The 13,789-nt window shown below is 42.5% G+C and carries 9 protein-coding genes; 8 read left to right on the forward strand and 1 reads right to left on the reverse strand.

Annotated elements, in window-relative coordinates; translation table 11 throughout:
• Window positions 1-22 precede the first annotated feature (22 nt).
• Together IPM47_02315 and IPM47_02320 are read left to right on the forward strand one after the other, a co-directional pair.
• Entirely contained in the window at window positions 23-2,602 is a 2,580-nt protein-coding gene (locus IPM47_02315) for a thioredoxin family protein (GenBank protein ID QQS29812.1), read from the forward strand.
• A 61-nt stretch (window positions 2,603-2,663) separates the two neighbouring features.
• Entirely contained in the window at window positions 2,664-3,254 is a 591-nt protein-coding gene (locus tag IPM47_02320) for a hypothetical protein (protein ID QQS29813.1), read from the forward strand.
• A 27-nt stretch (window positions 3,255-3,281) separates the two neighbouring features.
• Here IPM47_02320 and IPM47_02325 read toward each other — a convergent pair whose 3' ends face one another.
• Window positions 3,282-5,720, reverse strand: coding sequence for a TonB-dependent receptor (locus IPM47_02325; protein QQS31366.1), 2,439 nt, complete (start codon window positions 5,718-5,720; stop codon window positions 3,282-3,284).
• A 307-nt stretch (window positions 5,721-6,027) separates the two neighbouring features.
• On the opposite strand from IPM47_02325, the gene IPM47_02330 reads away from it, so the two are divergent.
• From IPM47_02330 to IPM47_02355, 6 genes are all read left to right on the forward strand, one after another.
• Complete coding sequence (locus IPM47_02330; GenBank protein QQS29814.1) at window positions 6,028-6,270, forward strand: hypothetical protein; 243 nt, start codon at window positions 6,028-6,030, stop codon at window positions 6,268-6,270.
• A 127-nt stretch (window positions 6,271-6,397) separates the two neighbouring features.
• Window positions 6,398-7,498 (forward strand): glycosyltransferase, encoded by a 1,101-nt coding sequence (locus IPM47_02335; GenBank protein ID QQS29815.1) that lies wholly within the window; start codon window positions 6,398-6,400, stop codon window positions 7,496-7,498.
• 104 nt (window positions 7,499-7,602) lie between these two features.
• Window positions 7,603-8,820 (forward strand): ABC transporter permease, encoded by a 1,218-nt coding sequence (locus IPM47_02340; protein ID QQS29816.1) that lies wholly within the window; start codon window positions 7,603-7,605, stop codon window positions 8,818-8,820.
• A gap of 77 nt (window positions 8,821-8,897) precedes the next feature.
• Window positions 8,898-10,133, forward strand: a complete 1,236-nt coding sequence (locus IPM47_02345; GenBank protein QQS29817.1) for a PP2C family protein-serine/threonine phosphatase — start codon at window positions 8,898-8,900, stop codon at window positions 10,131-10,133.
• A gap of 315 nt (window positions 10,134-10,448) precedes the next feature.
• Window positions 10,449-12,812 (forward strand): hypothetical protein, encoded by a 2,364-nt coding sequence (locus IPM47_02350; protein ID QQS29818.1) that lies wholly within the window; start codon window positions 10,449-10,451, stop codon window positions 12,810-12,812.
• A gap of 192 nt (window positions 12,813-13,004) precedes the next feature.
• A complete protein-coding gene (locus IPM47_02355; GenBank protein QQS29819.1) occupies window positions 13,005-13,784 on the forward strand; it encodes a L,D-transpeptidase family protein in 780 nt (259 codons plus the stop codon).
• Window positions 13,785-13,789: the final 5 nt, after the last annotated feature.

Raw genomic sequence — 13,789 nt, forward strand, 5'->3', positions numbered from 1 at the left:
TTCATCACAAAAATCTCATTCGGTGAAAAGTAAACTATTATTAACGCTGATTCTCCTGACCTGGGCACAATTGGGATGGCTGTTTGCACAACCCAAGCAAGTACAGCCTGTACATTGGACTACTGATGTTGAAATTCTGGAGAACGATGAAATAATGCTGTATTTTAAGGCAACTATTGATAAGGGCTGGGACATATACTCACAGTTTACCCCTGACGGCGGACCCCTGCCGGCTTATTTCGACTTTGAATCGGTGAAGGATATTCAACTGATTGGTAAAGTTGAAGAAGATGGGAAACTCAAAAACGTCTTTGACCCCATCTTTGAAGTTGATGTCAAAAAATATGCGGATAAGGTTACTTTCAAAGCCAAAATCAAAGCACTGAAACCTAAGGTAGAGGTTGAAATACCCTTGGATTATATGTCGTGCAACGATCAGACCTGCGTTAAACTGGCTGAATATTTTCAGTTTAGCCTCAGTGCATCTTCTTCTAAAACACCACCCCCTTCCGGCAAATCGGACAAACCAACCGGCAGCGTTACTCCGTCGTCAGGCAGCAGCAGTCAGACTACTGTCAGTTTTAAAACCACTACCTCCTCGTCCGGAAGCGGAACAAACATCGCAGATTTGAAAAAACCTGCCGTTGAAAAAAATACCAACCAAACTACTTCAGCCCCTGTAAACAACGGTTTAGCTACCGGATTAACCAATGATATTGTTCAGCCGGTAAAATGGCGATATGAAAAGAAAGATCTGGGAAACGGGGAATACCTCTTACAGTTTATTGCCACGATAGACAAGGGTTGGTATCTCTATTCTCAAAACATTGCAGATGGAGGACCGATACCCACTACTTTTACCTTTACCGAAAGTCCTGATGTTACGCTGCTTGGCAAAGACAAACTTGAAGAGGTAAGCAGCCACAAAAAAGAAGGCTTTGACAAGATATTCGAAATGAAGGTGATTAAGTACGCTGAAGAGGTTGTTTTTGAAAAAAAGGTAAAACTCGCCAATTCAGATACCCCTGTTTCAGGCTCTCTTGAATTTATGACTTGTGATGATACGCGTTGCCTGCCTCCTGCAACCGAAGATTTTGCATTTAACACGCAAACCGATCAAAGCGAAACAGTTGCTCCGTCCGGTGATGAAAATTTACCAACTTACATGCAACAGTTAATCAGCCTGATCTCACACTGCGGCATCAATACAGAAGGTGAAAAGAAAGCATTACTGACCACGTTTATTTTGGGATTTTTGGGTGGATTTGCAGCGCTGTTGACCCCTTGCGTGTTTCCAATGGTTCCACTGACAGTCAGTTTCTTTACCAAACGAAGCAAAGACCGCCGCAAAGGGCTGATTAACGCAATAATTTACGCCATTTCCATTATCGTGATTTACGTTGCTTTAGGGTTTACCATCACGGCTGCATTTGGCCCCAGCACACTCAACGTATTGGCAACAGACCCCTGGTTTAACCTGGCCTTTTTTGCTTTGTTCGTCATTTTTGCCATTTCCTTTTTTGGTTATTTTGACATCAATCCACCGAGCTGGTTGGTCAACAAAGCCTCCGATGCTTCGGACAGAGGAGGGTTGTTGGGCATTTTTTTTATGGCATTTACTTTGGCTCTGACTTCTTTCTCCTGCACCGGGCCTATCATAGGCACGCTCCTGGTAGATGCCGCTGTTGGAGGTGAAAGATTGGGGCCTACCATAGGAATGACCGGATTCGCAGTTGCCTTAGCCTTGCCTTTTGCTTTGTTTGCGATGTTTCCGGGATGGCTCAACAGTTTACCCAAATCGGGTGGATGGCTGAATACGGTAAAAGTCGTTCTTGGGTTTATCGAGTTGATATTTGCCATAAAATTCTTCTCCAATGCAGATTTGGTCAAACAATGGTGGATTTTACCCCGCGAACTTTTCCTCGGCTTATGGATATTATTGTTCCTCGCAATGGGCTTATATTTGTTTGGGCTTATAAAGTTTCCACACGACAGCCCTGTCAAAAAAATAAGCATTCCGCGCGGCTCTTTAGCACTGGCTTCTATTGCTTTTGCCATTTATTTAGTACCGGGTATTTTTTGCAGCCCCCTCAATTTAGTGAGTGGGTTCCCTCCTCCTATTTCTTATAGCTGGACTTGCGAAGGTGCAAAAGTTGAAGCCCATATTAAAGACCTGGAAGAAGCCATGACCGTGGCTAAAAAAGAAGGAAAGCCGATTTTGGTAGATTTTACCGGTTGGGCATGTGTCAATTGTCGCAAAATGGAAGAAAATGTGTGGCCGGATGTGGCTAACCTCATTGAAGAATATACCCTGGTTTCGCTCTATGTGGACGAAAAGGCTTCTTTGCAGGAACAGGAACAGTTTGAATATTTCCTGGGAGACAAAAAACAACGGGTACGCACAATTGGCGATAAATGGAGTTTTGTTGAAACCCATTGTTTTGCTTCTAATACCCAACCGCTTTATGTTTTACTGAACGAAAATGGAGAGTTGTTGAATGCCCCGACCGGCTATACCCCCAATATTTCAGATTACAGTTCTTTTCTGAAAAAGGGATTAGACAACTACAAAACAGGCAAAACAGCAGTAGGACAAATGTAACGGGTATGTTATCCGGACTTATGACACCGGTCCGGTTGGTATTTCTTCTTTAATAAGAAAGATGGACTTACGCCATTTCATAAAAAATCTGTTTCAAAAACAGGAAAACGGGAATGCTCCTGTTTTGCACGAAATAATCAGCCGCACAGATGCTGAACGGCACAACTATGAAGTTTGGAAGGTAAACCGCCACAAAGATTACCTGATTGGTTTTTTGGATAAACAGATTGAAGTACTATGGAATGATTTTCCGGAAGATTCAGATTCTGTATTTGTCATCAACAACGCCAAAAGCAGGGGCTTCTTGTTTAGCTATCAACCATTACAGGCTACCCCCGCTGAGTTTACCCATTTGTTTGATTATCTGAAAGAGCGGGTGCTGTCACTCAACTACAAATTGTATATCTCGGATGTGAAGCATTTTTCCCGTCAAAACTATGTCGAGACCATCGAACGCCATTACCTGAAACCCCGGTTGCTTTTGCCCGACAAAACAAGCCGGGCAAACCAGCAATATGGCAACATCACCATCGAACAAACCCTGCACAATGACCAACCGGTTCATTTAAAATTTATCTGCCACCCCTATTCCGACCGCAACTATACAGAATCCCTGCCCTTTCAAGAATTGATAAAAGCCGTTTTAAGGTAAATTTTGCTGCAGGTTTGAACGAATATATCAAAACTCGACCACTACCCCGATATTCGGAAGCAGGTTGCCGTTGATATTTTCAATAAATTTGGTTTTATACTTGTTCGGATTGTTTTCATCAATAACCGGATTACCGGTTTCATCCCGCTCAACGGTTAAAAAAGGCTGTCCGGTTGTCTGAAAGTTGTAGATGTTCTGAATATCAAGAAACAGATTGAGGTTCCACCGGTTCAGGAACCATTTTTTATCTACTCTGATATCGAGGTTATGAAAAACATTCTCCCATTGGCTGTTGATTTGGGAGTAATCGGGCAGTGCCTGTCCGGAAATGTTCCAAACAGAAATAAGGGATGAGTTTTCCAAATCGGAAGGGGTAAAAGGGCGGCCGGATGAAAAACGAAATCGAGCCCCTAATTCCCAGTTTCGCTTAAATTTTTTACCCGCAGTCAGGTTCAGAATATGACGGGTATCCCAGGATGAAGGAATATAATCGCCGTTTTTATCGGTAAACTGACTCCACGAAAGTGTATAGGCGGCAATACCGTAAAGTCCTTTGAACAGTTTTTGCTGAAACAGCAACTCTGCGCCATAAGTACGACCCTCTGAAGCTGAGATAACTTCTTCGTTGCCCACAACCCCGAAATCGCTGCCAAGATTGGCTAATGAAATAGAGTCTTTAACCGAAAACGGGTAGTCGGTATATCGTTTAAAAAACCCTTCCAGGGTGATGCGGGAGTTTTTTTGTGTATTCCATTCAACACCCGCAACAAGGTGGTCGCACTGAATATACGTAAGCCGGTTTTGTTTGTTGACAAACTGTCCGTCTTCCTGATAGCCTAATGAAGTATAGGTAGGAAGCTGAAAGTACCTTCCTGTATTGAAGTTGAGGTTCAGTTCAGGCAGCAGGGTATAAGACAGGGAAAATCTCGGGGACAACTGTCTGAGTATGTTATCCATTTGCGAAGAATAGTTGTTGGCATCTGTTCTTAATCCTGCCGACAACATCAGACGGTCGTTTGCAAACCCTTTGCTGACCTGAGCAAAAGCTCCCCATTTATGCAGGTTAAGCCTTACATCATAATCCACCAACACCACATTGCCGTTAACCGCAATTTTGTTGTAAGTGTCATTTGTATAAGTCGCATATTCGTAGTTAATGCCGGTCAGGAACTTGAAGCCTTTCTTACGGGCTATGTTTTCAATCCTGACTTTGTTTTCTATTTCCTGCGAGTTGTAGTCGAGTATTAAACTTTCGGGGCTGCTTTCATCGTTTCCGGCATATTTTACCGTGCTGTTATTCAGGTGAGAGCGGCTGATTATGAAATTAGTATAGTGGTTTTGAGCAAAGTGCGTGTACTTAATCCCAACGGTATAGTTCCATTGCTCGTTGACCGGCAGGTTAGCGAGGAAGTATTGTTGCAGTTCAGTGTCGTTGGCAGACCGGTTTAGTTCAAACTGATCTATCGCTCCGATACCTAAAAAAGTGAGGGTGTTTTTGTCGTTGATTTTATGTTTTATGTTAAACTGGAAATCGTTATAAATTGGAAGGAACGGCAATTGAAGTGCTTTAAACAAAAATTGCAGGTAGGATCGGCGGGCAGAGAAGATAAAGCCCGTTTTTTTACCCATTGGACCCTCAACTGTAAGTCCCAAATCGCTCGAACCGAGGGTGGCTGTAAAAAACAAACGGTCTTTATTGGCATCTCGATAGGTAAAATCGAATACCGAGCTAAGAGAGTTACCCCGGTTTGCAGGAAATGCACCTGAAAAAAAATTGACCTCCCTGATAAAATCAACATTAATCATACCCACCGGCCCTCCGGATGAACCTTGAGTGGCAAAATGGTTAATGACCGGAATTTCAATCCCATCTATATAGAACCTGTTTTCGGAAGGTGATCCTCCCCTGATAAAAATATCATTTCGAAAAGAAGTTGTACTCGCCACACCGGGAAGAGATTGCACTACCCGTGAAATATCGCGGTTACCGCCCGGGCTTCTTTTAATTTCATTCACTCCGATACTTCTCAGGGATACCGGTGCTTCTTCGGTTTTGCTGAATGGCGATGCTTTTACTTCTACGGCATCTAACTGCTCAACTACCGCTTCGAGCGCAATATCCAGCGTTAGCGGCCGGGCATTGCTGACTTGATTGTCATATAACAAGGCCGTTTTGTAACCCACATAACTGACCTGTAAATTGTACTGTCCGGCAGGGAGGTTTTCAATGCTGTACATGCCCTCAAAATCGGTGGTCGCTCCGGTACTTGTCCCTTGAAGGGTAACGTTGGCAAATGGAATGGGTTGATTGCTGACAGCATCATACACCCTGCCTTTGATGGCTCCGTTTTGAGCAAAAACAAAATATGGACAGGTTATAAAACAAAATAAAGCAGTGAATAAGGATAAAAAACGTTTTTGCTGTTTAAGTCTGACTTTTATTATGGGATGAACTGCTGAAAACATTGAGTTGCTTTTCATGAGATTCCAAATTTTTAAATACCGTTCAAAAACACAGCAACCGAAATTTTGTTTTGAATTCAAACATATTTTACCTTTCATGCAATCGGCGATGGTAAAAACCGTTGGTATGGTTCTCAGACTTTTAGCTGCTTATAAGAACCTCCTTTTTTAATTACCGGTCTGTGAATACGACTATGGCAGAAATTTTTCTGTTTTAGTTAAAAAAATTATTTTTCCGGCATAATACAATGCAACCCATCACGTTATATAAAGGTCTTTAAGACGATCACCATTTACAAACCACTTGCCTATGAATCAAGTCATTACACAAAACGACTTAGTCCGGTATGCTTATAACGAAACTACGCCCGAAGAAAACATGCTTATTCGGCAGGCTATCGAAAATGACCTTGAATTGAGTGAAATGTATCACGAAATGCTGATAGGTCAGACCATGTTAGACCTGATGGACTTAGCCTCTCCAAGCGAGTCGTCAATCAGCATTATATTGGGATACAACCGCCTTTTGGAAGAATTGCAACCTACCTGTTAACATTATTGCAATACACCGGGCGTGTTTTTATTACCCCAAAACAGATTCATGAAAGGAGTGAGTTGTGTTTAGCCCAATTCATTTCTTCGTTGTCGCAGTATGTTTAATAACATGCTTTTATGTTTTTTTGATTGCCCTCTACATAACAGGCTGGCTAAAGTTAAAAGCATGGAAACCTGTTACAACCTATATTCCCAAAACTCCGGTTACTTTAATTATTCCTGCACGCAATGAAGCCAACAATATTGCGAACTGCCTGAATTCGGTCCTTGCGCAGCGGTTTCCCCCTGAATTGCTTGAAGTCGTGGTTGTGGACGATTTTTCGACCGATAACACGGCAGACATCGTGGAAACCTTCGCAGTGCATCACCCACATATCCGGTTAATCCGTTTACAAGAGGTTTTGACCGATTCGAAACCATTAAATTCCTACAAAAAAAAGGCGATACAGACCGCTATCGGGTTAAGCAGGAATGAACTCATCGTTACTACTGATGCAGACTGCACTGCCTTGCCCGAATGGTTGAAAACAATTACCGCATTTTATGAAGACCTTAGCCCGCAACTGATTGCCGCACCGGTTTGCTTTTCCGGTGAACAAAGTTTTTTTGAACGTTTTCAAACGCTCGATTTTATCGGCATGATGGTTTCAACAGGTGCTTCTGCTCATTTAGGGCTGGGCAGTATGTGTAACGGGGCAAACATAGCCTATACCCGTCAGGCATTTAATGCCGTAAACGGGTTTGCCGGCATTGATCATCTGGCTTCCGGAGACGACATGTTGCTGATGGCAAAAATTCAGGATGCTTTCCCCGGCAGGGTTTTGTTTTTGAAAAACTCTGATGCGACAGTTTATACTTTTCCCCAAACAGGTATCATTGCCTTTGCCAATCAGAGAATCAGATGGGCTTCAAAATCGGCACAATATCAAGACAAACAAATGACCCTATATCTGGCATTTGTGTTTTTGTTTAACGCCTCTTTGCTGCTTAATTTTGGATTGTGGGTAAGCGGATACCGCTTGGCCGGAACTCTATTGGCCGGACAACTTGCGGCAAAGTTTTTAGTTGACTTTATCTACCTTTCCATTGGGGCGCATTTTTTTAATAGAAGTAAATTATTATGGCTATTTTTGCCTGCACAAGTCTTGCATATCTTTTACATTGTGCTGATTGGCATATTGGGCAATCTGGGCAAGTATAACTGGAAAGGCAGGGTGGTGCGTTGAGTAAGCTTCCGGGTTTCCAAATTTTACGATGAAAAGCCGGTTTGTGCTTTTTTAACGCCCTTATAGTAGCAAAACTTGAGCAAAAACAAGGTGAGGGATAAACAATGCAAAAACCGACAACTACAGCCGATTATTTATCGCCCAATCAGAAAGCCTGGCAGAGATTTAAAAGAAACAAACCGGCAATGCTGGGCATGTTCATCATTGCAATGGCAATTCTGACAGCCATATTCGGACATGTTATTGCACCCGATAAGACTCCCGACACCAACGAACAGATAGCCGAAATTGCCACCAAACCACCCGGTTTTACCATAACTCTGTTAAAGGTTAAAAAAAACGCCCCTCCTAAAAGCCGCAACTTCCTGACCCTCCTGCTCTCGGGTTGGGAAAACTCGTTCAAATTAGTTCCTGTTACCGATTACCGGTTTGAAGAAGACACTCTGCTTGTCAATCGTTTTACCTCATCCTCTACGGTCAAAGTTGACACTTTTCAGCTTGCGGACATCGTTTACTCCTTGTCTGACAACATGTCCGTTGAAAAGCAGGGCAACCGGCTGAGTTTTACCAACTATGAAGGGCAACAGCAACAGGCAGAAATTGATCAATTGCAGCAACTTGTAAAAGACCGGCATCTGATAACCAAAAAGTACCTGTTGGGCACCGATAATTTAGGGCGGGATAATGTCAGCCGCCTCATTCTCGGAGTGCGGGTTTCGCTCTCGGTAGGTTTGATGGCGGTGCTCATTTCCCTGTTCATTGGGGTAAGTCTGGGTGCTATGGCGGGATATTTCAGAGGAAAAACTGATGATATCATCATGCTGATGGTCAATACTTTTTGGTCAATCCCCCTGCTGCTGCTGGTATTTGCCCTCGTGCTTGCACTTGGCCGGGAATTTTGGCAAATCTATCTGGCTGTGGGACTGACGATGTGGATTGAAGTAGCCCGTTTAGTACGGGGGCAGATTTTGAGTTTGCGCGAAAAAGAATTCATTGAAGCGGCAAAGAGTCTGGGGTTCGGACATTTCAGAATTATAACCCGCCATATTTTGCCCAATATTGTAGGTCCGGTGGTGGTTATTGCCGCTTCAGACTTTGCAAGTGCCATCATCATTGAAGCAGGGCTTAGTTTTCTGGGTATCGGGGTGCAGCCGCCAAGCCCTTCGTGGGGAACAATGCTCAAAGATTATTACAGTTATATCGGCACACAAAAAGCCTTTTTAGCCCTGGCACCCGGTGTTGCTATCATGATACTGGTGCTGGCATTTAACCTGATGGGCAACGGACTGCGAGATGCGATGGACGTTAAAACTAAAGCCTGATACAGAATAGATTATTTGTTTCGTAACTTTACGGGGCGTTTCAAAGCTTCCCTTTCTGAGACAAGGTTATTTTTGTTATGGTAAAAGAAACAAACGAAAAGCTAAAAAGGCAACTGCTCATCAAACAACTTCAGATAGACTCGCTATTGGAAGTTACGAAAGCTATTAACAATAACTACTCCGCCAATACCCTGTTCAGAATTTACGAGTTTATTCTCAGGGCACAAATGGGAGTGGAAAAGCTGATTGTGTTTCATAAAAACAATATCTGGAGCTGTGTTTGCTGTTACGGGCTTCAGGGAAAAGAAGCCCTCATTGTCAATACCAATGTGGAGGGTAAGTTTACCGACTTTAAAGATGCTACCCACCTGACCGACAAAACCAATCAACCCGAACTTGCCCCGTTTGACTGGATTATTCCTGTCTATCACAAAGACCGCCCATTGGCCTTTTTGTTGCTCGGTGAAATGAAAAACAACAACAGCGATACGCTCGATGAGAAAATCAAATTCATTCAGACCATTACCAATATCATCATCGTTGCCATCGAAAACAAGCGGTTGTTCAAACAGCAACTTCAACAGGAAAGGTTTAAAAAAGAATTAGAACTTGCCGCACAGGTGCAAAATATGATGGTGCCCAAACATCTGCCCGACAACGAAACACTGCAAATGTCAGGAGTCTATCTGCCACACAACAATATAGGGGGCGACTATTACGATTTTCTCCCCCTGAACGAACATCAATTTATGGTTTGCATTGCCGATATTTCGGGAAAAGGGATAGCCGCTGCTTTGCTCATGGCCAACGTGCAGGCTGTTTTGCGCACCCTCGTCAGTGAAGAACTGCCATTGACAGAATTGGTTAAAAAACTCAACAGGCGCGTAATTGACATCACCGGCGGCGAACATTTTATTACCCTTTTTATCGGCAAATTTAACTCCCGGACCAGAACCCTGAACTATATCAATGCAGGACATAATCCCCCCATTCTGCTGGCTGATAATGCCCTCAAGCTTCTCGAAAAAGGTTGTACTATTTTGGGCATTTTGGACGAACTGCCATTTATAAACGAAGGGCATCAGCAACTCGAGCCCGGCAACCTCCTCCTGTCTTATACAGACGGACTCGTAGATCTCGAAAACGAAAAAGGGCAATATTTTACCGATAAACGCCTCGAAGATTTTATACTGAACAACGGCCACCTGCCCGTTTCCGAGATGACCCAACTTCTGACCGAAACCCTCGATAATTTTAAAGGCCGTCAGAATGCTTCAGACGATATCTCTTTTCTGAGTTTTAAAGTGTTTTGACAACTCTTGCATTTTAAAGCATCTCCCCTCCCTGATTTCTAAACTTATGTTTAGGTATCTCAGCGTTTAAGCCCTCCAAAGAGAGTTTTAACATCAACCAAAACTATCTATCCAAACTTTTAATTTTTGCCCCCTTTGGAGGCAAAACAACCATCTTATGTATAAATATTTTAAAAACTACAACACGATAAGCAACCAATCTAAAAAATTTCTCGTTTAATGAAAGTAAAAAAATTAATAAAAAGCAAAATTGAGGAAAAACAGGATTATAAAAGACACTTATTTACCACTTTTCAAAACAGAAACTATTGTACTATGAAAAAAGGAATGAAGTTCTTAGGATTGTTTATGCTTAGTTTGTCATTGTTGTTCAGCCAATGTATGTTTGATGATGCCGACTCTTTGTATGACCGCCCTGCCTATATATCGGCAGTAAAGGTATATGGAATAGTCAATGACAAAGATGGTAATCCGATAAGCGATGTTCGGATCAAGGCTGAAAGCGGATATGGTCAAATCATTTATGCTTACACAGATTCGCTGGGCTTTTTTAATTTCGACCATGTGCGCGCAAGAGATAGCCGCATTGTTTTAGAAGCCGATAAGGAAGGTTATTTCCACAAGTCTTTTGCTGCCACTTCGTCAAACAAAAATGCCAAAGTGAGGTTCGTCATGAGCGAAAAAACTACAACCACTATTTTGTCTAATACAGAAAATATAGTAACCATCTCTGAGAATGCTGCTGTCTATTTTGAAGCAAACAGTTTTGTAACCGAAGCGGGAACGCCTTATAACGGAGAAGTACAGGTAGCATATACCTATGCTGACCCTCAAAGCCCGATATTTAGTTTAATTATGCAAGGCGGTGATTTAAGAGGGGTGAACAACAACGGGCAGGAACAACATCTGGTCTCCTATGGTGCTATGGCAGTAGAATTGACCGATGCTTCCGGTGCTACCTTGGAATTGGCCGAAGGTCAAACTGCTACTATCGAAATGATAGTTCCCGAATCACAACTCTCAAACGCCCCTGCTACCATTCCTCTCTGGTATTTTGATGATGTAAAAAATGTTTGGGTAGAAGATGGGTTCGCTACCCTTCAGGGAAATAAATACATCGGTCAGGTTAGTCATTTTACCTGGTGGAACTGCGACGACCCCATTTCTCCAAATACCTTTGTTACCGGAAAAGTTTTCGACTGTTACAATAACCCCCTGGAAGGAATTGCTGTTAGTGTTGGCCCGATTATAGTTTATACCAATTCTGATGGAATCTATTTTTCAAATGTAGCAAGCGATTTATCATTTTATGTTGAAGTTTCTCCTTTGCTGAATGTAGGAATGTTTTCTATTCCAATATTAGTTTCAGGAGTTCCGGAGGGTACTACAATGACCCTCGAAAACATCATTATACCCTGTTCAGCAACTATAAGCGGAACTACCAATAGATGTTTAGGGAGTGATATTTTTGTAAAAATCCAGACTTCCGGATACTGGTCAGATTTTAAATCCATTTCTGAAAGTTCTGACAATTTTATACTGCCTGTTTTTTCCGGACAACCTTTCAGTCTGACATTTAAAATTCACACCCCTCCACTTTGGACTTTTTATGAATATTCAGTTCCCGCTTTGAGTCCGGAACAAAACTACACATTGCCTGAGATAATAGCTGCCGCTTGTCCGGGTTTAGTTTCCGGGAAATTGGTCAATTGTACTGATAGTTCGATAAGCGGAGTAGTTTACGCTTCCTTTACTGGCATTCCTCATACTATCACGGTCGGTTCAGATGGGTTGTACAGTTTTTATGTGCCGTCAGGTTCTAATGTCAGTATCACTGCATCGCATATCTTCCCCAGTGGTTTAATAGAAACGCTAACTACTACTGCACAAATCAATGAAGGTTCAAATAGTTATGTTGTTCCGCCTTTACAATTCAGTTGCCCCTCAACCCTAAGCGGAGTAGTAACTACCTGTAGTGGTACGCCAATCACAACTACCGTTAAAATATCTTTGGCAGGTCAGTCTAAGTTTGTACTGGCAGTTGGCGGAAATTTTACAGCAATTGTACCCGGAGAAAAAGAAATCAATATAAGTGCTCAGGAGTTTGTTGGTGGAAGTAACTATAGCGGTCAAACATTGGTCAATTCCATAAACAACGAATTGGTGATTGCTTCCCTGCAACTTTGTACGCTTGAATTTCAAACAGAATGTCCGGTTGCCGGACTACAATTTACCGGAAATGGTCTAACCTTTAACTTTCCCAACCTATTCAATTACAATACAGCGAATCAGATAACTCTGCCTCTGACAACAGCAACTCCCGGAGTACATGCCCTGACTCCATTTGATGTGCCTGCCGGATATACGCTTGTTCAGGCCAACGATGGTCCTGTTCGGTTATCAATTTTATTGCCACAACCTATACAAACCGGCACTTATAATATTGGAATGTATGCACCTGTTGCTTTTGGCCATCCCATAGGAGTTATGCTCCTCAACAATTCATCACCTACATTTATTTTAACGGAAGGTCAAATCAATGTTACGCAGGCCTCTGAAACTACATTGGCAGGTAACTTTATCGGCTCCGTCGGTTCGCTAACTGGAATTGGAATTGGACAATTGGCAGCTCCCAATAACTTTTATGAGGTAACGGGCTATTTCTGTCTGACATATTGATTTTATAAATCGCTTTTTTAGATAACAATCTACCGGTCATAAACCTGACACAACAACAAGAGGGGGAAAACTCCCTCTTGTTTTCTATTGTCTTCTTATAACGAATTGCCAAATCTCCGGAAAATAGATGCCTAACTCCTAAAATGTTGCTAAATTTGCTCATTCAAAGCAAAAAACGACAATCGGGTATCTATGAGTTTTAAAAGGCTACTCCTCCTTACCGGACTATTGGTGGCGGGTTTATTAACGGCCAAAGCCCAAAATTACGAAGAATACATCACCGTCATTTCCTTTGCCAATGAACAACTGAGGTTTCCACGCGTTTGGGAAGCTAAAATTGGCACTGAAAATTCGATAAAAAGCGCTTTTGCCCTGCGCGGGCTTAGTTTTCCTCCCAAGAATATATATTTCAGGGCATTCAAAAAAGAAGGCATCCTGGAAGTATGGGTGGAGCACAACAACGGGCAGTATGTGAAGTTTAAAGATTATACCGTCTGTGTTTCTGGAGGAGCTTTAGGCCCCAAAAGGAGGCAGGGTGATTATCAGGTACCCGAAGGTTTTTATTATGTCAACCGGTTTAATCCAACAAGTACCTACTTCCTGTCCTTGGGAATTGATTACCCTAACGCATCAGACAGAATTTTGGGTGGATATGAAAATCTTGGCGGCGATATATACATTCATGGTGCATGTTCAACTGCCGGATGCCTTCCTTTGGGCAACGATAAAATAAAAGAGGTGTATTGGCTGGCCGTTTTAGCCAAAGACAACGGGCAAGAACTGATACCTGTGCATATTTTTCCTTTTAAGTTTGACAATTTTGAACATTATCAGACTGAGTTTTCCAAAAACGCCAATCGCCCTTACCTCATTCAGTTTTGGGATAACCTCAAAAAAGGGTACGACTATTTTGAAATCTATAAAACCCCGCCAACTGTAACGGTCAATGGGGATGGGTCTTATCAATATTGAGCGTG

This window comes from Sphingobacteriales bacterium (assembly GCA_016700115.1).
Taxonomy (GTDB): Bacteria; Bacteroidota; Bacteroidia; order Chitinophagales; family UBA2359; genus UBA2359.